Genomic DNA, 18,974 nt, shown 5'->3' with positions numbered 1-18,974 from the left:
CTTTTATCCTTAAGGTATTAATTCATTGATAAGTAAATCATAAGCCTTGGTTTGGCTACGTTCTAACACATCTGAACGCCCTTCCAACTCACCCGTTGAAGGCATTACTGATGCATCCTTTGAAATGCGTGCAGTTAAAATAATTTTATCAACGCTCGAAAGCGTTAAACCTGCAACCATAGCATTACTATCACTTAACTGTACTTCAATTGGAAAACTATAATCTGTTAATTTTACCACTGCGAGTGGCATTGGTGGACCATTGGCGGCTTTTGCAAAGACGAATAAGGTTCCTTGCGTTGGAAGCTTGTCAGTAAACTGTGGAGCAAGATTAACAGTGATTTTAATAGCGCTAGTTTGGACTGCGTTATTATCTTCGTCACTGCTCTGTTGAACTTGTTGTTGTGTATTTTCAGCAGAAATATTTTGTTCAATTTCAGTAATCCTCTGAGCAATCATGCCATAACGAGAGTCTTGTTCGTCCATACTATTTAAAAGTACTTCGAATGCTGATTTTGCTTGTAACCAATCGTGACGCTCGTAAGCAATTAATGCTAACAATGAAATAGCATCAAGGTTAGTTGGATCGTCTTTAAGTACTTTAGAGAGCATACCCGCAGCGCGCGTCATATTTACCTCACTGCCTTCCAGTAATAGCACTTGGCTGTAACTGATAAGCACAGGCATATTGTCAGGATCCAGACGCAACACTTTATCAAATGACTGTTGTGCCATATCGTATTCATTCAATGACATAGCAACACGTCCTAGCAGCATCCAGGCCACTTGATCATCACCACTTTGATCTAGTTTAGTGCGTAGCCCTAACGCAAACGCTTGTAATTCATTTTGGGTTAAAGGCTCGCCTTTTTGCATCACTGCACGTTCACCGTAGGCAGGTAAATTATCCATAGCGCTGTGCCAGTTCTGTAATTGCTGTTGTGAGCCAGTAGCAGTATAAAATATAGCCGTAAAAGCAATTAAAAATGCACTACCGGTTAACGCAAAGATACGGTTATTACCCTTACTCATCAGTGATTTTTCAGGTGATAACTCATTTAGTAAACGACGTTTGAGCTCAATCACAGACTCATCATGGTTAGCTTGATCAATACGTTGATTTGCTAAATCATTCGCCAGCTCACCAAGGCGCTGATGGTAAATGGCAATAAGCTCTGAATTAGCATTGTAAGTGAGACTTTGTATGCGCTCTTTACTCAAAAAAGGCAATGCCACAAACGCCACAGCTAATAAGGTTAATAATGCAAAAGAAACCCACATTAGTATCATTTAAATCTGCTCCTGACGTTCATTTTTCGCAATGAGCTTGGCTAATAACGCCTCATCTTGCTCACTCCATGTTTGCTTAACCGCAGCCTTACGTTGTCGAAAAATAATAAAACCAAAGCCAAATACCACAATCAAAATAGGTAATACCCATAACACTAATGTTGCTGGCGTAACCGGCGGATCGTAGTGAACAAAATAGCCATAGCGGTCAATCATATATTCAATCACATCGTCTTTCGATTTGCCTTCTTTGACTAACGCCAATACTTTTTCGCGTAAATCTTTTGCAACCACAGCATCTGAATCTGCGATATTTTGATTTTGGCATTTAGGGCAACGTAATTCTTTAGTTAACTCAGTAAATCGTTGCGCTTGTTCGTTGTTATCAAATTGGTACCGATCTTGCTCTGCCATAGCTATGCCACTAGCTAATATCATTAAAGCAATTATAAAATATTTCATGGCTGTAATTCCTGCATCAAGGGAGCAAATTTAGCACGCCAAACTCGTGGGTTTATATCGCCAGTATGGTGCAATAAAATGGTGCCTTTGCTATCCACTAAAAATGTTTCAGGTGCACCTGATACACCTAAATCAAGCGAAAGTGTACGATGTAAGTCAAGAATATTAAACTGATACGGATCACCTGCACGACTTAACATTGACGCCACTTCTTCACGAAGCGCTGACATATCAAATTCACCATCAAAGTCAGCATCGTAACTTTGCACATAGTAAAGCCCGACAATTTTAACGCCTTGCTCTCGCAATTGGGTTAAATAATCTAATTCAGCCAAACAGGTAGGACACCAAGTGCCCCACACATTGAGTAAATATACATCGCCTTTTAATTGGCTATCTTGCCAACGCTTTGAATCCTGCATTAAATCTGGTAAATCAAAAGCTGGCATCGGTTGACCTAACCGACCAGTTTGAATTTCTCTTGGGTTTGAAAACAAACCTTGAAAATAAAAACACGCACACTAAAACAAACGCCAACAGAGGTATTAGCGCTAACAACTTGCGGTTCATACCAGCTTCTCCTGTGACTTATCAATGCTTTTCTTACTAGTGCGGTAACGTTTATCACCTAAAATCATAAAACCGGCAAGTGATATCAACACGCCACCAATCCACATCCAACGCACAAATGGCTTATGGTAGATACGCAGTGACCAACCACCGTTATTTAATTGCTCACCAAGGGCAAGGTATAAATCGCGGGTAAAGCCAGCATCAATTGCAGCCTCAGTCATAAATTGCATACCAATATCGTAACGGCGTTTTTCTGCATGCAGTATAGTAACTAGTTTATCATTTTTCAGGACACTCACTTCTCCAGCATGACCACTGTAGTTTGGTCCACGAATAGTGTTAACCCCTTCAAAGCGATACTGATATTGGTTTAACTGCACAATTTCGCCCGGCTTCATCGAAACATCACGTTCAACAGAGTACGCAGAAGTTAAAGTGACTCCTGCGATGACAAAGGCAATACCTACATGCCCTAGTACCATAGCCCAATAACTAAGTCCTAACCTTTTAAGGCCTTGGCTAAAGTTAGTTTGCACAGTAGCTTTAACATATAAATCAACACCGGTGGTGATCACAATCCATATCGCAAGCGTGGTCGCCAATAAAGTTAAAGGCGCTACGATGGCATAACTTGAATATAACCAAGTAGCACCGATTACTATGCTCATTAACGCTGAGACAAGGAGTTTATTTTGTAAAAAAGACAACTTGTTTTGCTTCCAACGCAACAGAGGGCCAATACCCATTAAGATGGCAAACGGCACCAAAATAATGGCAAACATTTTATTAAAGAATGGTTCGCCAATTGAAATACTGCCTAAGCCCATTTCTTTATGAACCATAGGTAATAAAGTACCTAGTAACACAATAAAAGTAGCAACCACTAAAAATATATTATTGAGCCATAATGCCACTTCACGTGATACCAGTTTATAGCGACCTTCGCTGCGTACTTGCGATACCCTAAATGCATATAACGTTAACGCACCGCCGACTACTATCGCTAAAAACGCTAAGATAAATAAACCACGATCGGGGTCGGTAGCAAATGCATGCACGGAGACAATAATGCCAGAGCGAACAATAAAGGTGCCCAGTAAACTTAATGAAAATGCAGCAATCGCAAGTAATACGGTCCATGATTTAAATACACCGCGTTTTTCAGTTACCGTCAATGAATGCAATAGCGCCGTAGCTACTAACCAAGGCATGAGCGATGCGTTTTCAACGGGATCCCAAAACCACCAGCCACCCCAGCCAAGCTCGGAATATGCCCACCAGCTTCCGATAGTGATACCTAATGTTAAAAATCCCCACGCAGTCATTGTCCACGGACGTGACCACTTAGCCCAAGTATTATCAAGTTTACCTGTTAATAATGCAGCAATTGCAAATGAAAAAGAGACCGATAGCCCAACATAACCCATATACAGTAAAGGAGGATGGATGATCATTCCAGGGTCTTGTAATAACGGATTAAGGTCGCGCCCTTCGACAGGAAAATACGGCAGTAATAATTCAAATGGGTTCGACATCCACAGAGTATAAAGCATAAAGCCAACCCCTAAAAAGCCTAACACACCTAATACACGTGCTCTTAATATCCAAGGTAATGAATTAGAGCGCAGTGCAACAACTGCAGTCCAACCAGCTTGCATAACTAACCATAATAAAATAGCGCCTTCATGGCCGCCCCAAGTTGAGGTGATTTTATAATACCAAGGCAAAGTACTACTTGAATGATACGCCACGTACGCGACGGTAAAATCATCAGTTAAACTTGCATAAATAAGGGCTGCGAATGACAACAGTACGAATACAAATTGGCCGATAGCTAATGAAGGAGCAGCACGCATTAACCGTAAATTACCAGTATGTGCGCCCCACAAAGGAAAAATACACAATAAAACACTTAGCACCATAGCCAGTGTTAGAGAAAAATAACCGATTTCTGGGATCATCTTAATTGCCACTTTCTAAGTTATATTTTGGTTTTTCGTGTTTGATCCCCTTCACCGCTTCCGCAACTTCGGCAGGCATATACTCTTCGTCATGCTTAGCCAAAACCTCGAACGCTTCTATTACATTAGGTTCAATCAACACACCTTGAGCAACAATCCCTTGCCCCTCACGAAATAAGTCAGGCAAAATACCTTGGTATTTAATCGTTACTAAGGGGCCTGTATCAATCAAGGTAAAGCTTACTTGTAGGCTGGTTTCATCCCGAATCACTGATCCTGGAACTACCATACCGCCAATACGCAACTTTTGACCAATATGCGGCTTTTCTTTATCTGGGCCTTTCCCCTCGATTAACTCACTTGGTGTATAAAATAGATTAATATTTTCTTGCAGAGCATAAAGTACTAAACCAATGGCGGCACCAATACCAAATACAATAGCGACGACGCCAAGCAAACGTTTCTTACGTCTTGGGTTCATGCATGATTCTCCTGCTTAGCGTGTTTAATGCGAGCTTCTCGTTCAGCTTGTTGCTGCACAGAAGCCATAATACGCTTTGTATCATTCAAAGAGCTTACTAAAATACCTAACAAAATCAGTGCACATGAACCAAAAGAAAGCCACACATAAAAGCCGTAGCCGCCCATGGCAATAAAATCAGAAAAAGAATCAAACTGCATAACTAACCCCTATTCAACAACTGGCGCACCCAAGGACGATGCTTTTCACGTTGTAAAATTTCATTTTTAAGACGCATCAAAGTCACCATACCGACAAAGCCGGCAAACGCGACTATATTTACCATTAATGGCCAAAACATACTTGGATCAATAGCTTTCGTATCAAACTTGGTAATACTGGCACCTTGATGCAAGGTGTTCCACCACTCAACAGAAAAATGGATGATTGGTAGGTTAATTACCCCCACAATAGCCAAAATAGATGCAGCTCGACCTGCTGCTTTTTTATCTTCAAAGGCATGATATAAAGACAATACCCCTAAGTATAAAAATAATAGAATGAGCTCAGACGTGAGTCGTGCATCCCATACCCACCAGGCCCCCCACATAGGTTTACCCCAAGCGGCGCCAGTAATAAGTGCAATTGCAGTTACACATGCACCAACAGGTGCAATAGCAATTACTGCTAACTCTGCATTACGAAGTTGCCATACCAAAGCGATCACTGCAGCTATGGCCATTGATGAATAAGCACCCATCGATAAAATAGCTGATGGTACATGAATAAAGATAATGCGATAACTGTCTTTTTGCTGATAGTCGGCAGGCGCATAGGCTAACCCCCAGACCCAACCAATAAGCATACAGACAACCGTTATCACGGTAAAATAGGGCAGTAACGTATTGCATAATTGATATGCACGCTCTGCTTTGGCGTAGGGATGTAACCACTTCCACATATTAACTTACACTCACTTTCAATGCTGACGATATGGCGATTGGTGCGCTGATAATTGCAATGACGAGCATCGCACCAAGGATGGCAAGCTGCCCACTATAATCCAGTGACATTGTACTGGTATCGATAGCAGACGTTGCAAAAATTAATACGGGGATATACAAAGGCAGGACCAATAAACTCATCAAAATACCGCCTTTTTGTAATCCCACAGTAAGCCCAGCGCCAATAGCGCCGATAAAACTAAGTAATGGCGTACCCAAGAGCAAGGTAAGCACCGTTGCAATCAATGCTTGATTGTCTAAATTTAATAACAAGGCGAACAGCGGCGTCATCAACACCAACGGCAAGCCAGTAATGATCCAATGGGCAACAACTTTACCGAGCACCGTTAACGGTAGCGGGTACGATGAAGCAATCAATTGCTCTAAACTACCATCATGATAGTCATCACGAAATAGTTTATCTAAGCCTAACATGGTTGAAAGTAAAGCGGCGACCCAGATAATACCAGGTGCCATACGGCTAAGTAGACCGGGCTCAGGACCAATTGCTAACGGAAATAATGTAATAACAATCAAGAAGAACAAAATGGGGTTTACAATTTCAGCACGCTGGCGAAATGCCAGCTGTAAATCTTTCTTACAAACGGCACTAAATAGCTGCCAATATGAATGCTGGCGTAACATCAGTGTCGGTACTCCAAAGTCACTGTTTGTAACTCATTAAAATGCGTAGTTAAATCTTGATGGGTAGTTAATAAAATCGCCCCACCTTGTTCTAGATGGGCTAAAAACCGTTGTTGTAAAAATGCAACCCTGGATTTGTCTAAGGCTGTAAATGGTTCATCCAGAACCCATAACTTCGCATCATTAAGCCAGAGCCTAATCAGCGCAACACGACGTTGCTGACCGGCTGATAGAGTACGCACAGGTACATCTTCAAGACCAACTAAGCCAATTTTAGCTAATAATGAGTAAAGATCTTGCTCAGTATTGTAACCTTGAATTTGCAACCAAAACCGTAGGTTTTCAATCGCACTAAGTTGACTATTCACCCCGGTTTTATGACCGATAAATAACAACTGTCGGGCAAATTCATCATAGTTTTTAGCAATTGATTCACCTTGCCACATAACTTGTCCTTCATCGGGCGCAGAAAAACCCGCAATTATACGCAACAGTGATGTTTTACCAGCCCCATTTGGGCCTGCTAATTGCATGATTTGACCTGATTTCAAGCTGAAATTAAGATCCGCAAACAAACAACGCTCTTGCTTGATGCAGGTGACGGACTTAATGTGTAACAAGATGATGATTCTCTATACCCAAAATTAGGCGTTAGTCTATCATAATGATAGGGTAATACGAATAATGCTTTGCACCTATTAACGAAAACTTGATTTAAATTAATGAACAAACCTACACAGATAACATTAGCGAATTCGCTTCCTATAAGTCATTCGTCACACAATGGCGTTGCACAGCAATTACCTGTTTTCAGCGAGCAAACACTCAGCGCTAAAAATATCGTATTCGCCAATGGCTCTGTGCAGATGGAAGTCTATATTGATAAGCATTGGCAAACATTGCGCTTAGCTACAACTGGCACTGAAACAAACACTCAAAAAATTGCCAGTGCCGATATTCAACTCAGTAATGATGGTAAACAACTCACTATTTTACCAAAACAAACTGAAATCAGCCTACGCCAAACAAACCAGCTGCAAAGTGTTTTGAATTTTATTAATAGTGGTGATCAGGTCGATAATAAACCATTGTCGTTGCAAATTATTTTACAACCTGCTGCAAAATTACTGTTAAACCAATTACACGCCAGTATTCCTATCAATAAAGAAGTCGCCCAACTACTGCACAGTGAACAAGGCCTAAAAGCAATAATTACTCCGAACCGCAATAATTTTACCTTAAGTGTTATTAATCGCTTTGCTGATACACTTCACCAACAGCCAATCAGTCAAGCAAAACTTGCTCTTTGGCTAAGTAAACAAGTGCCTAATGGGCAGCTACAGCTAGATAAAAACGCCGTAATACTGAGTTTTAATAACTATAATGGCAGTATTAAATTAGTACCTCAGCAGCCGTTACAGAGCCACAGTACACACACAACTCAGCTTGGCGGAGTAATTCAAAAAGTACAATTAAATGCGCTTAATGAACAATTAATAATAAAAACGCAGCTACCAAAAATAGCCTTGCAGTTAAAAAATTCATTAGCCCATACTTTTAATTCACTGGTACAAAAAAGCCATGTACCAGGCCAGTTTAATACCCAAACAAGTGCAGCACCTAGTAGCCCCTCATTGGTCAGTAGCAGCCCAATAAGCTCGTGGTTACAAGACAGTTTTGCTGACTTAAAAACCCGAATAAGTGACGCAGTACGCTATTTTGAAAGCAAACCATTTAGTCAATTAGCAATGATCAGCAATAAATCAGCTGTAGCACAATCGCTAACACCAACACATCAAACTGCACAAACCTTATTACCCAAATCACTCCGGCAAATAAACCTTGTGGCAATGGCGACAAGCAACACCCAACCATTACTGGCAGATATCAGTCAAGGTACCGCGCTGCCAAAGCATTATCACCAGTCGCCTCCCCTGGTACAGTTATTTCAGCGATTAAAAGCCGGTTTAGCAAGTATTACAGAGCCTAATGTGGTTAAAAATAACAGTACTACTGCGGCGCCACTGAGCAACGATACAGATAGCCATCAGCAATTAAATAAACTAGCCGCCGCGATTCAATCCAGCAAGCAAACTGCAGTAGCGCAAAATAAAATACCGCAGGTTACTGCTAATCCAAAACAAACAGCCGCTGATATTCATGCTCAACCGACTCAACCGGCTCAGCTAAATAAAGAACCTATCACTAAAGCGCCGGCACGCAGTTCCGAACAAATTCTACCCAGCAAAATCAATAGTACAACTGTCAATGTCAGTGATAATAGCGCTGCAGCCAAAACAGTTATAGCCGATGCTCAGCAAAAATTAAAAACAACTCCACCGTTTGCTGCTGGGGTAGATACCAAAGTAGCATCTCTAACAGCACAGTTAAACAACGACAATCTAAAAGCAAGTACCCACTCACATATCGATGCACCATTAAAAGGGCCGATAACTAGCGCTTTGCCAGCCAGCCAGATTAGCTTGCCACTGGAAGCCAAATTATTGGCACCACTTTTAAAAACGCCTATCGAAAAGCCGCTGCCTAATTTTAAATCAGCAGCAAACTACGATAAACAGCATATCGCTTCACAAATTGATAAACTAGCAACGACCAAAGTGAGTGATAATGTCGATTTAAATCGGCTAGTCAATCAAGCTTTTAGCCGCATGATTGACAGCCAATCGTTGCAACCGTTAACCATTCAACGAGAAATACTCAGTGTTTTACGTCCAGAAAGCTTAACAAATAGTGCCCTGCAAAATAGTTTTAGCCAATCTGTTGAGCATTTGGCCGTGGCTATTTTAGCGGCTCCAAGCTTAGCAAATATCAGCGCATTGAATTTTAATAGTCAAAGCTCACTTGATGCTTTACTCCAAGTATTGGTGCCTAACTTTAAAGCAATTAACCCACAGAAACTGCAAGAACAATTACTACAGCCACAATCACAAGCATTAGCGGCTGAGCTGAGCCAAATAAAAACTGCAATTAGCCAAATTAACACGACCCCCATAAATCAGCAGCCTGATAATAATCCGTTAGTACAATTTTTACTGCCGATGCGACTGCCACCGGAAACCGCACAGACAGAAATTTCATTAGGGCAATATAAAAAACCAAGCCAAAATAAGCTCGAAGATAAAAATGTTTGGTTTGTGCGACTTAATTTTGATTACGCAGAGCTAGGCCAATTACAGATCACCGCTGAATTAATGGATAAAGCACTAGATTGTCAATTACTTGCCTCAAGCCAAGATATCACCGCAATGGCTCATCCACACCTTGAGAGTTTGCGCCATAAATTAACAGCTCATGGCTTACAAGTTGGTGAAATGAAGCTAAGCCAAGGTGCGCCGCAACACCAAGCTTTTTATCAGTCCCATGCCATTATTAATATTAAGGTTTAAACCATGAGTGAGATATCAAAACATAAGTCTGCAATTGGTTTAGTTTACGAAGCCGGTCGCACTCCTACAGTCAGTAGTAAAGGGTTTGGTGAGCTCGCAGAAGAGATCATTAAAGCCGCAGAAGAAAAAGGAATTTTGATCCACAAAGATGAAGCTTTGGCTAAAACGTTATCGCATTTAGAGCTTGGCGAAGAGATCCCAAGAGAACTGTATTATGTGATTGCCGAACTGATTGCTTTTTCATATGTACTGCGGGGTAAATTTCCACCTGGCTGGCAAGACTTTCAAGGCAAGTTAAATATTCAGGCGTAAAAAATAAAAGGCGCTAATTAGCGCCCTTTTGATGATGTAACGACATTAATAGTTCGGCTTCGGCACGCGGAAGTTCACACTCTCGTATGATCTCTTCAATATCGGCACCTAGTTCAACCATTTTCACTGCTCGAGAATAAATTTTCGCATCAGGATCGTCATATTTTTGCGCATCTTGTAACTGCGCTAACTCTTGATTTCGCTGCTCTACAGCAACTAAGCGCTTACCAATACTTAGCATACCGGTGCGCATTTCTGCGACTTCACTGCGTAAAATACTGAGCTGTTGTTGAGTTTCTTGCAGTTGCAGTATTTTGCTTTTTAATGCTGCAGCGTACTTATTATTATTAATAAAAATTAGTCCCAGGCATACTAACACCAGTACAATTGAGACTCCAAGCAACGAGTATAACAACATAGTTTTTCCGTAAGCGTTATAAATCGCTCAACTCATCCCACTCTTCGTCATTTAGTAATTTATTTAAATCAACTAAAATCAATAATTCACCATCACGATTACTAACACCTTGAATAAACTTGGCACTTTCTTCAGTACCAATGTTTGGTGCACTATCAATTTCTGAGCTACGCAAATAAACCACTTCTGCTACACTGTCGGCTAAGATACCAATAACTTGCTCTTCAGCTTCAATAATTAATACTCGTGAATTGTCTGTTGCTTCTGCAGACATCAAACCAAATCGTGCACGCGTATCGATTACTGTTACAACATTGCCACGTAAATTAATAATCCCTAAAACATAGCTTGGAGCACCTGGTACTGGAGCAATCTCTGTGTAACGCAAAATTTCTTGCACTTGCATCACATTCACACCATAGGTTTCTGATTCAAGCTTAAAAGTTACCCACTGCAATACTTCATCATTGCCATCGGTATTTTTACTGCTTGATAATAATCTTTGTTCACTCATGTTATTACTCCAAATATCGTTACTGGTCGCGGCTATCTAAACCTTGCTCTAATAATTGACCTAAGCTTTGCACATCAATTAAGGCACACATTTTTTCTTTAATTACACCTGCAAGCCAAGGCCGCTTGCCACTTTTAGCTCGCCATTTTACATCTTCACTACGTAGTGTAATATTATTAACTAGCTTTTCAGCCAACAATCCCCATTGGCTATTACCTAAAGTAATTAAGTATTGGTAGTTTAATTTGTCTTCTAACTCTTGGGTATACTTTTCTGGCATCACCCAGCGAGCAGTATCGACTACATTAAGATTCTCATCACGATTTAGCATCACTCCTTTAAACCACTTGGGTTTACCAAAAAGCTGATTAACTTCACCTAATTGATGAATACCACCTAATGCTTTTAATGGTACAGCGAGAGTCAGCCCTGCCACTTCAAAGAATAACGCCTGAAACTCGCCGTCAAAATAATCTTCTTGACGCTGTACAGGAGTCTTGTCTTTAGCAATATTTAACTGTTCGCTCACTTTAGCTATATCTTTGATATTAGCTTGGATCTGTGGTTTCTCAAGGAGCGGTGTAATTTGCGCTGGTATTTCTTTCTCAAGGCTCGTCTTTGGCTCATCAAGTGCGTTTGGCTGCACAATCGTTTGCTGCGATGCCTTTAGAGGCATTTTATTGCTACTTTCTGTGGATGGAACTTGTTCGAGTAATTTTGCAACCGGGTGTAAGTCTGTTGACTCATCGTCTTCGCACAGTAAAGCCCCCAAGTACTGGGTCATTACTTTTTCATTAGCAAATAATTGCTTACTCATTCATTAACCTTGTTCAATCAAATAATCGAGTAATGCGCGATAAGCATAAACACCTCTTGAGCGTGGACAATACTGAATCGGTACTTGTTGAGCTAAACTTGCATCACGGAACTTAGTGTCTACGGGTATTACCCCTGGCCATACTTTTTCTTGGTACGTTTGCTGTAATGTCTTATATGCTTCAAGGGATGCATTTGTGCGCTTATCATACATTGTAGGGATAATGGTATATTGATACTGCTTTGATTGCGAGCTTTGCATTAATTCCATGGTCCGCATCATTCGGTCAAGCCCTTTGAGAGCTAAAAACTCAGTTTGTACTGGCACTAAAATGCGCTCACTTGCAGCCAATGCGTTAACCATTAAGACACCTAACACTGGCGGGCAATCTAAAATAGCATAATCATAATGCTCACTAATTTTTGCTAAGGCTTTTTTTAAGATAAGCCCCATTCCGGTCTTATTACCCATACTACGATCGAGTGTCGCTATAGCCATAGTTGCAGGAAGAATATCTAAGTTGTCTATGTTCGATGGACACAAAGCTTGCAATATTTCTTCACTTGCCATGGTGTTACCACGGGCAAATATATCATACACACTAACTTCTAAATCTTCTGAATCAATGCCAAAGTAATACGTTAAAGATGCATGAGGATCGGTATCAATCAGTAATACCCGCTTTCCTTGCAGCGCTAATATACCAGCTAAACTCACAGCCGTGGTCGTTTTCCCTACTCCGCCTTTTTGATTTGCTACCGTCCAAATTTTCACATCACACCTTATTTTTGTTCGTTGCGCGTTGTAATTCGTATACCACCGTGTGGGAGTTGGATCACTTTAATAGTGTTATCATCACTTGGCAACTCAATTGGCTGCTCAGCTTCAGTTTCTATTGCTGATTGCTCGATTGATACAATGGGCTTGGGTGGTAAACCATATTTTGATAATGCAACGACTACTTTACGATTTTCAGCGCGCCCTTGCTCTGTATCATTATCAGAAAAAGGAGAATACTGACCGTAACCTTCGATGGCCATTCGCGCAGGGTTGATACCCAATGCATCAAGTTCGACTAAAATAGAGGTCGCTCTTGCAACAGATAGCTCCCAATTAGAACGAAACATTTCATTATGAATAGTTTCATTATCGGTATAACCACGTACTCTGACGTAGTTATCTACAGGAGCAATAATATCGTTCACTAATTTTATTACTGCTTTCGCGCGTTGATGCGCCACAGCACTGCCACTGGAAAATAACATTCCTGAGCTTAACTCAATAATCAACCAGTCTTGGTGTAACTCTAAACTTGCTTCGCCATCGCGTATTTCATCGATCAAAGCTGATTGTAATTTAGTTAATAAACTATCTAGCGGTTTACCTAAGTGTTTTTGTTTTATGTTACTGGTGTCGCTTTGGCCATCAAGTAACTGCGGGCCAACTTCTTGCTTTTGAATACTCTCACCAAACAACAGTTCTTTTTCTGGGCTTACTCTGTCGGTTAATAAACCAGTACCGGTCACACCTTGGCCTTCTTGGCTATACTGACGAGCTGACTTGTCAAAAACCTGCTCCAGCGAATCAGATAAAATTTGGAAGCTTTCTTCTTTATTAATCGCAATCGCATACATCACTACAAAGAATGCAAACATAATAGTCATGTAATCGGCGTACGACACTAGCCAACGTTCTGTATGCTGACTTTTGGTCGATGAGTGACGAAGTCGACGGCGCATCATAATAATTATTCTTGCAGCTGACTTGGACGCTCTACACGATACGCTTCAAGTTTCAGCTCAATATTGACAGGGCTATCACCTTGGCTCATTGCAATAATTCCTTCAGCTAATAACTCATGAAACAGCATCTTTTGTTCTACTTGTTGTTTTAGCTTATTAGCCATGGGTAAAAACAGTAAATTTGCTAAACCAACCCCATAGATGGTCGCGATAAAAGCCGTCGCAACCCCCGCACCTAACTTTTCAGGCTCAGTGATAAATGACATTGCTTGGATCAGACCAAGCACTGCACCTAATATACCGATAGTAGGACTGTAACCGCCCAACGCCTCGTACACCCGGCTGGCTTCAAGTAAACGTTCCCTTTCTAACAATAAATCAATTTCTAACGCATCTCTAAGTTTTTGCTCGCTGTTACCATCAATCAATAAACTCAGGCCTTTGGCAACGTACGGGTCTGGATGTGTTAATGCTACTTCTTCAAGCGCTAAATACCCTTCTTGGCGAGCTTTTTGTGACCAACTTTTAACTTGCTCAATTGCTCTGTCGATATCATGACTTGGAGGAAAAAACACCCAATGACTTATTCTTAAGACTTTATTAAACGTATGTGCCGGTGTTTGTAGCATTACAGCACCTAACGTACCACCCAAAACAATAATTAATGCTGGGCCATTAAATAAAGCACTTACAACCCCACCCTCTAGTGAGTAACCATAGCCAATCGCCAAAAGTGCAACGAACAGGCCTAAAAACGACAACTTATCCACAACCAATTTCTCGAACTAACCGATTAGCAACCTCTTCAAGTGCGATACTTGCCGACGATAGCCCAGCGTTAGCAACCGCCTGTGGCATACCATATACCACACTGGTTTTTTCATCTTGCGCCCAAATAGTGGCGCCGGCTTGTTTGAGCATTCTTGCACCATCTCGTCCATCAGCGCCCATGCCTGTAAGTACCACAGCTAACACATCACCTTGAAAAGATTTGGCTGTACTAGCAAAAGTAACGTCAACACTGGGCTTATAAGTGATCCGCGCACTGTCGTCCTCAAAAACACGTAACGTGCGATTTCCACCTCGTCCCTCAACCAGCATCTGTTGACCACCTGGCGCTAGATAAGCGACGCCTGGCATTAATCGGTCGCCTTGTTGTGCTTCTTTTACTTTTATTTTGCACAAGCCATTTAAACGAGCGGCAAATGCTGGCGTAAACGCAGCTGGCATATGCTGTATTAACAAAATGGGATGTGGGAAATTGGCCGGCAACTTAGTCAAAATAGTTTGCAGTGCGACAGGCCCCCCTGTGGAGGTGCCTATTGCAACTATTTGATATTTCTTACCCGAAGCACGTGTATTAGCTGCAATGTTCGAAGCGGGCGCTGTGCTGCGGTTAAAACTTCTATCAGGTTGAGTTATCGCAGGTCGACTTGTTGTACCTGTGCAGAAACGGAAGGTATTGATGTCGGTGTCGGCCTACTGAAGCGTGATAGACGCTTGCGTCCAATTTCTTTTACTTTATTTTGTAATAACTTAATCGCATCTTCATTATTACGAGCAATGTCTTCAAATTTTTTCGGTAAAAAATCTAAAGCACCCGCATCAAGTGCGTCTAAGGTTGCTGTTGCGCCATCACGGGTCAAGGAAGAGAACATCAGAATTGGGGTTGGATTTGCTGCCATGATCTCTTTTACAGCACTAATACCATCAAGGACAGGCATTTCAACATCCATAGTGATTACATCTGGACGCAATTGATTTGTCTTGTCTACCGCTTCTCTGCCATTTACCGCAAAACCAATTACTTCAATATCCTTATCTTGCTCGAGTATTTCGCTCACCCTGCGGCGAAAGAAACTTGAATCATCAACAACTAAAACTTTAACTGCCATTGGCATACTCTATGTAAATTTTATCTGTGAGAGCCATATATAGCTCTCACAATAAGATAAGAATTGGACTAACCTGCGTAATGTTTTAACAGGTTTGGAACATCTAAGATTAGCGCTATACCACCGTCAGACGTGATCGTTGCACCTGCCATACCAGGTGTTCCTTGTAGTAAAGCATCAAGCGGTTTAATAACAACTTCTTCTTGACCAATCAATGAATCCACTACAAAACCAACTTGTTGCGTACCTATTTGTACAATTACAACATGGCCTTGAGCTTTGCGTAATGATCTGTCAGCACCTTTGACTAACCAATGTTCTAAATAAAACAACGGTCGTGCTTTCTTACGAACAATAATGGTTAATTGGCCATCAACTACATTCGTTTTAGTTAGATCTAGGTGGAATATTTCATTAACACCAGCCAGTGGTAATGCAAATGTTTGCTCACCGACAACCACCATCAATGTCGGCAAAATAGCCAACGTTAACGGAACTTTAATTTCTAGGATTGTACCTACACCTAGCTCAGATTGAATACTCACAGAACCATTTAGTTGGGTAATTTTGGTTTTCACCACATCCATACCCACACCACGACCCGAAATATCAGAGATCTGTTCTTTGGTGGAAAAGCCTGGTGCAAAAATAAGGTTATAGGCTTCTGTATCAGATAATCGAGCAGCTTGCTCGTGATCAAGCACCCCTTTATTAATTGCTATTTTTTTCAGCTTTTCGGGATCCATACCAGCACCATCATCTCGGATGGTAAGCAAAATATGATCACCTTCTTGCGATGCTGATAAAGTTACAGTCCCAGTCCTTGCTTTACCTGCCGCTTCACGCACATCAGGCATTTCAATACCGTGGTCTACAGAGTTACGCACCAAGTGGACTAAAGGATCTGCCAGTGCCTCAACTAAGTTTTTATCTAAATCAGTTTCTTCACCCACGAGCAATAAATTGATATCTTTTTTCAAACTGCGGGCTAAATCACGTACTACGCGAGGGAAACGACCGAACACTTTCTTGATCGGTTGCATCCGCGTTTTCATCACCGCACCTTGCAAGTCCGCAGTTACTACATCAAGGTTTGAAATGGCTTTACCCATCGCTTCACTTTCAGTATTGGTTGCTAAACTGACTAGGCGATTGCGCACTAGCACAAGTTCACCGACCATATTCATTATTTGATCAAGGCGTTTTGTATCAACGCGCACAGTGGTATCAGCTTGTGGTGGAACTGATTTTTTCGCAACAGCTGTCGCTGGAGCTGGCTTTTCAGCCGCTTTCGCAGGCTCAGACACTGCTGGTTTAGGCGCAGGTTTAGCTGCGGCAACAGGTGCTGGGGGAGGGGCTGGTTTTTGAGCGGGTGTTGGCTCAGTATCTGCAACTGCTTGTGGTGCACTCCCTTTGCCGTGCAATTCATCTAATAATGCTTCAAACTCATCATCGCTGATCTCGTCTGGACTATTACTTTTAGTTGGCTCTGATGACGCTTGGGGCGGTTTAGGCGCAGTATTTTCGGTGCTTGCAGCATCTTTATTACTGACCAAACCAAAGCTACCAACACCATGTAATTCATCTAATAAATTATCGAATTCGTCATCAGTAATATCACTATTTGATGACTCATTGCTAACTGTTACTGCTGGAGTTACAGGACTTTGTCCTTTTCCATGCAGCTCATCTAGCAAACTTTCAAATTCATCTTCTGATATATCATCGATTTGAACATCTTTTTTATCGCTATCAACTTGACCATCAAATAACAAGTCAAATGCAAATGGATCATCAGAATCATCTAAAATAGCATCAGCATCAACAACAGGAGTATCGTCTGCAGGCTCAGCAGCGCCAGTTAGTTCTTCAGCAGTTGGCGGCAATCCCAATTTATGTAAAACAGCCAGCAACTCTGGATTTGCAGGTTCTGGTTTTTCTCGGCTTTGGATGGTCGCAAACATTTCGTTGATAGTATCGAGCGCTTGCAAGATCACGTCCATCAGCTCAGAATTAACCTTACGAACACCTTGACGCAATAAATCGAAAACGTTTTCTGCACCGTGACAAGCGTCAACTAGCTCAGTCATGCTTAAAAAACCTGCGCCGCCTTTTACCGTATGAAAACCACGGAAAATTGCATTGAGTAATTCGGTATCATCTGGGTTATTTTCAAGCTCCACCAGCTGTTCTGACAAAAGCTCAAGAATTTCTCCAGCCTCTACTAGAAAATCTTGTAAAATATCTTCATCGACTTCAAAGCTCATGCAGTTCTCTCCTCTTAGAAGCCCAAGCTTGATAATAAATCATCAACATCATCTTGTCCTGAGACAACATCATCACGAGATTCTTTATCAATAATTGGCTCCTTCAGGGCCTGCAAGTGTATTTTCAGCAGGCGGTTTTTCAATGACTGGTGCTATTGTTTTTGTTTCGCTATCATCTTGGCTACCAAATGCTGTCAACAAGTGGATCAAGCTGTCTTCTACTTCTCTAACAAGCTCTATCACTCGACGGATCACTTGACCTGTTAAATCTTGAAAATCTTGTGCCATCAAGACATTGGTCATGAGTCCTTGCAACTCATCCGTTTTAGTTTGCGAGCTATTCATGAACTTATCTAAGCTGTGGCATAATGTTTTAAACTCACCTAGCTCAATTTCACGATTCATTAAACGATCCCAAGTGGGTTTAATGTCTGAAATATCATCTGCAAGCTGTTGGGCAATTGGTAAACTTGCTTCTACAGCATCCATGGTTTTATTAGCAGCGTTCTCTGTCATTTCCATAACATAGTTTAGACGCTGCTTAGCATCGGGGAGTGCGTCTTTGGTCAAATCAGCTAAACGTGTATCAAGCTCAAAATTTTTCAACGCATCATGAAGCTGACGCGTAAGTTTGCCTACTTCGGCAAATAATTCTGATTGCTCTTTTGACGCCGCATCAATAATTAACTGATCAGCTTTATCTTGTTCACCATTTTCAAGGTAAACCACAAGCTGCCGGGCTTGTTCTAAACTGATCTGAGGCGCAGCTGGTGCTGACATAAGCCTCTCCTATTTATTTAACCTAAACGCTCAAACACTTTTTCCAATTTGGTTTTCAGTGTTGCGGCTGTAAATGGTTTAACGATATAGCCGTTAACACCAGCTTGTGCAGCAGCAACAATTTGTTCTTTTTTAGCTTCTGCTGTTACCATTAAAACAGGGATGTGTTTCAGGCTGTCATCGGCCCTGATAGCGCGCAAGAGGTCAATTCCTTGCATGCCAGGCATGTTCCAATCTGTTACTACAAAATCAAATTCTTGATTCTGCAACATCGGTAAAGCTGTTGAGCCATCATCAGCTTCTTGTACATTTGTAAAACCCAAATCTCTTAACAGATTTTTGATAATACGTCTCATCGTCGAAAAATCATCAACAACAAGAATTTTCATGTTTTTATCCAAAACATCCTCCGGTGAGGTCTGAACCT

At 41.4% G+C, this 18,974-nt stretch carries 18 protein-coding genes and 3 pseudogenes; 2 read left to right on the top strand and 19 right to left on the bottom strand.

Annotation, left to right across the window (positions count from 1 at the left end):
- Nucleotides 1-9 precede the first annotated feature (9 nt).
- The 9 genes and pseudogenes from ccmI to ccmA all read right to left on the bottom strand — a co-directional run bounded on the left by ccmI (nt 10) and on the right by ccmA (nt 7,015).
- Entirely contained in the window at nt 10-1,290 is a 1,281-nt protein-coding gene (gene ccmI, locus P4S61_RS14600; protein ID WP_145239301.1) for a c-type cytochrome biogenesis protein CcmI, read from the bottom strand.
- Nucleotides 1,291-1,752, bottom strand: coding sequence for a cytochrome c-type biogenesis protein (locus P4S61_RS14595; RefSeq protein ID WP_145239304.1), 462 nt, complete (start codon nt 1,750-1,752; stop codon nt 1,291-1,293).
- Nucleotides 1,749-2,322: pseudogene (locus P4S61_RS14590) on the bottom strand (DsbE family thiol:disulfide interchange protein). The gene P4S61_RS14595 and the pseudogene P4S61_RS14590 overlap by 4 nt, the downstream one beginning before the upstream one ends.
- On the bottom strand, nt 2,319-4,286 hold the full coding sequence (locus P4S61_RS14585) for a heme lyase CcmF/NrfE family subunit (protein ID WP_145239311.1): 1,968 nt from the start codon (nt 4,284-4,286) through the stop codon (nt 2,319-2,321). Before P4S61_RS14585 ends, P4S61_RS14590 begins: the two are co-directional and overlap by 4 nt.
- 1 nt (nt 4,287) lies before the next feature.
- Nucleotides 4,288-4,767 (bottom strand): cytochrome c maturation protein CcmE, encoded by a 480-nt coding sequence (gene ccmE / locus P4S61_RS14580; RefSeq protein ID WP_145239314.1) that lies wholly within the window; start codon nt 4,765-4,767, stop codon nt 4,288-4,290.
- Nucleotides 4,764-4,967: a heme exporter protein CcmD gene (gene ccmD / locus P4S61_RS14575; RefSeq protein ID WP_145239317.1), complete on the bottom strand. Its 204-nt coding sequence runs from the start codon at nt 4,965-4,967 to the stop codon at nt 4,764-4,766. Before ccmD ends, ccmE begins: the two co-directional genes overlap by 4 nt.
- A gap of 2 nt (nt 4,968-4,969) precedes the next feature.
- Nucleotides 4,970-5,707, bottom strand: a complete 738-nt coding sequence (locus tag P4S61_RS14570) for a heme ABC transporter permease (RefSeq protein WP_145239320.1) — start codon at nt 5,705-5,707, stop codon at nt 4,970-4,972.
- Between the two features lies 1 nt (nt 5,708).
- The gene (gene ccmB / locus P4S61_RS14565) at nt 5,709-6,395 is read right to left on the bottom strand and encodes a heme exporter protein CcmB (RefSeq protein ID WP_145239323.1); all 687 of its coding nucleotides are present in this window, start codon (nt 6,393-6,395) and stop codon (nt 5,709-5,711) included.
- A complete protein-coding gene (gene ccmA / locus P4S61_RS14560) occupies nt 6,395-7,015 on the bottom strand; it encodes a cytochrome c biogenesis heme-transporting ATPase CcmA (protein ID WP_337118533.1) in 621 nt (206 codons plus the stop codon). Before ccmA ends, ccmB begins: the two co-directional genes overlap by 1 nt.
- Nucleotides 7,016-7,117: 102 nt before the next feature.
- Here ccmA and fliK point away from each other — a divergent pair, with 102 nt between their 5' ends.
- Both fliK and P4S61_RS14550 read left to right on the top strand, forming a co-directional pair.
- A complete protein-coding gene (fliK, locus tag P4S61_RS14555) occupies nt 7,118-9,802 on the top strand; it encodes a flagellar hook-length control protein FliK (protein WP_337118532.1) in 2,685 nt (894 codons plus the stop codon).
- A gap of 3 nt (nt 9,803-9,805) precedes the next feature.
- Nucleotides 9,806-10,114: an EscU/YscU/HrcU family type III secretion system export apparatus switch protein gene (locus tag P4S61_RS14550; protein ID WP_182731015.1), complete on the top strand. Its 309-nt coding sequence runs from the start codon at nt 9,806-9,808 to the stop codon at nt 10,112-10,114.
- Between the two features lie 13 nt (nt 10,115-10,127).
- Here P4S61_RS14550 and P4S61_RS14545 read toward each other — a convergent pair whose 3' ends face one another.
- The 10 genes and pseudogenes from P4S61_RS14545 to cheY form a co-directional block, all read right to left on the bottom strand.
- Complete coding sequence (locus P4S61_RS14545) at nt 10,128-10,532, bottom strand: DUF2802 domain-containing protein (protein WP_145239332.1); 405 nt, start codon at nt 10,530-10,532, stop codon at nt 10,128-10,130.
- Between the two features lie 16 nt (nt 10,533-10,548).
- The gene (locus P4S61_RS14540) at nt 10,549-11,046 is read right to left on the bottom strand and encodes a chemotaxis protein CheW (protein WP_145239335.1); all 498 of its coding nucleotides are present in this window, start codon (nt 11,044-11,046) and stop codon (nt 10,549-10,551) included.
- A gap of 19 nt (nt 11,047-11,065) precedes the next feature.
- Complete coding sequence (locus P4S61_RS14535) at nt 11,066-11,863, bottom strand: chemotaxis protein CheW (protein ID WP_145239338.1); 798 nt, start codon at nt 11,861-11,863, stop codon at nt 11,066-11,068.
- A 3-nt stretch (nt 11,864-11,866) separates the two neighbouring features.
- Nucleotides 11,867-12,637 carry a ParA family protein gene (locus P4S61_RS14530; protein ID WP_145239342.1) on the bottom strand — a complete coding sequence of 257 codons (771 nt, stop codon included), beginning with the start codon at nt 12,635-12,637 and terminating at the stop codon, nt 11,867-11,869.
- An 8-nt stretch (nt 12,638-12,645) separates the two neighbouring features.
- Nucleotides 12,646-13,605 (bottom strand): flagellar motor protein MotB, encoded by a 960-nt coding sequence (locus tag P4S61_RS14525; RefSeq protein ID WP_145239345.1) that lies wholly within the window; start codon nt 13,603-13,605, stop codon nt 12,646-12,648.
- Nucleotides 13,606-13,610: 5 nt separating this feature from the next.
- The gene (locus tag P4S61_RS14520; RefSeq protein ID WP_145239348.1) at nt 13,611-14,375 is read right to left on the bottom strand and encodes a flagellar motor protein; all 765 of its coding nucleotides are present in this window, start codon (nt 14,373-14,375) and stop codon (nt 13,611-13,613) included.
- Nucleotides 14,368-15,500 (bottom strand): annotated as a pseudogene (locus P4S61_RS14515) (protein-glutamate methylesterase/protein-glutamine glutaminase). The gene P4S61_RS14520 and the pseudogene P4S61_RS14515 overlap by 8 nt, the downstream one beginning before the upstream one ends.
- A 68-nt stretch (nt 15,501-15,568) precedes the next feature.
- Nucleotides 15,569-17,767 (bottom strand): chemotaxis protein CheA, encoded by a 2,199-nt coding sequence (locus P4S61_RS14510; RefSeq protein ID WP_337118531.1) that lies wholly within the window; start codon nt 17,765-17,767, stop codon nt 15,569-15,571.
- Between the two features lie 14 nt (nt 17,768-17,781).
- Nucleotides 17,782-18,547 (bottom strand): annotated as a pseudogene (locus P4S61_RS14505) (protein phosphatase CheZ).
- Nucleotides 18,548-18,564: 17 nt separating this feature from the next.
- Complete coding sequence (gene cheY / locus P4S61_RS14500) at nt 18,565-18,948, bottom strand: chemotaxis response regulator CheY (protein ID WP_016708035.1); 384 nt, start codon at nt 18,946-18,948, stop codon at nt 18,565-18,567.
- Nucleotides 18,949-18,974: the final 26 nt, after the last annotated feature.

Source organism: Pseudoalteromonas sp. B160, from assembly GCF_037162485.1.
Taxonomy (GTDB): Bacteria; Pseudomonadota; Gammaproteobacteria; order Enterobacterales; family Alteromonadaceae; genus Pseudoalteromonas; species Pseudoalteromonas rhizosphaerae.
The sequence above is the reverse complement of the archived record's forward strand: the minus strand, read 5'-3'. Positions and strand labels throughout refer to the sequence as shown.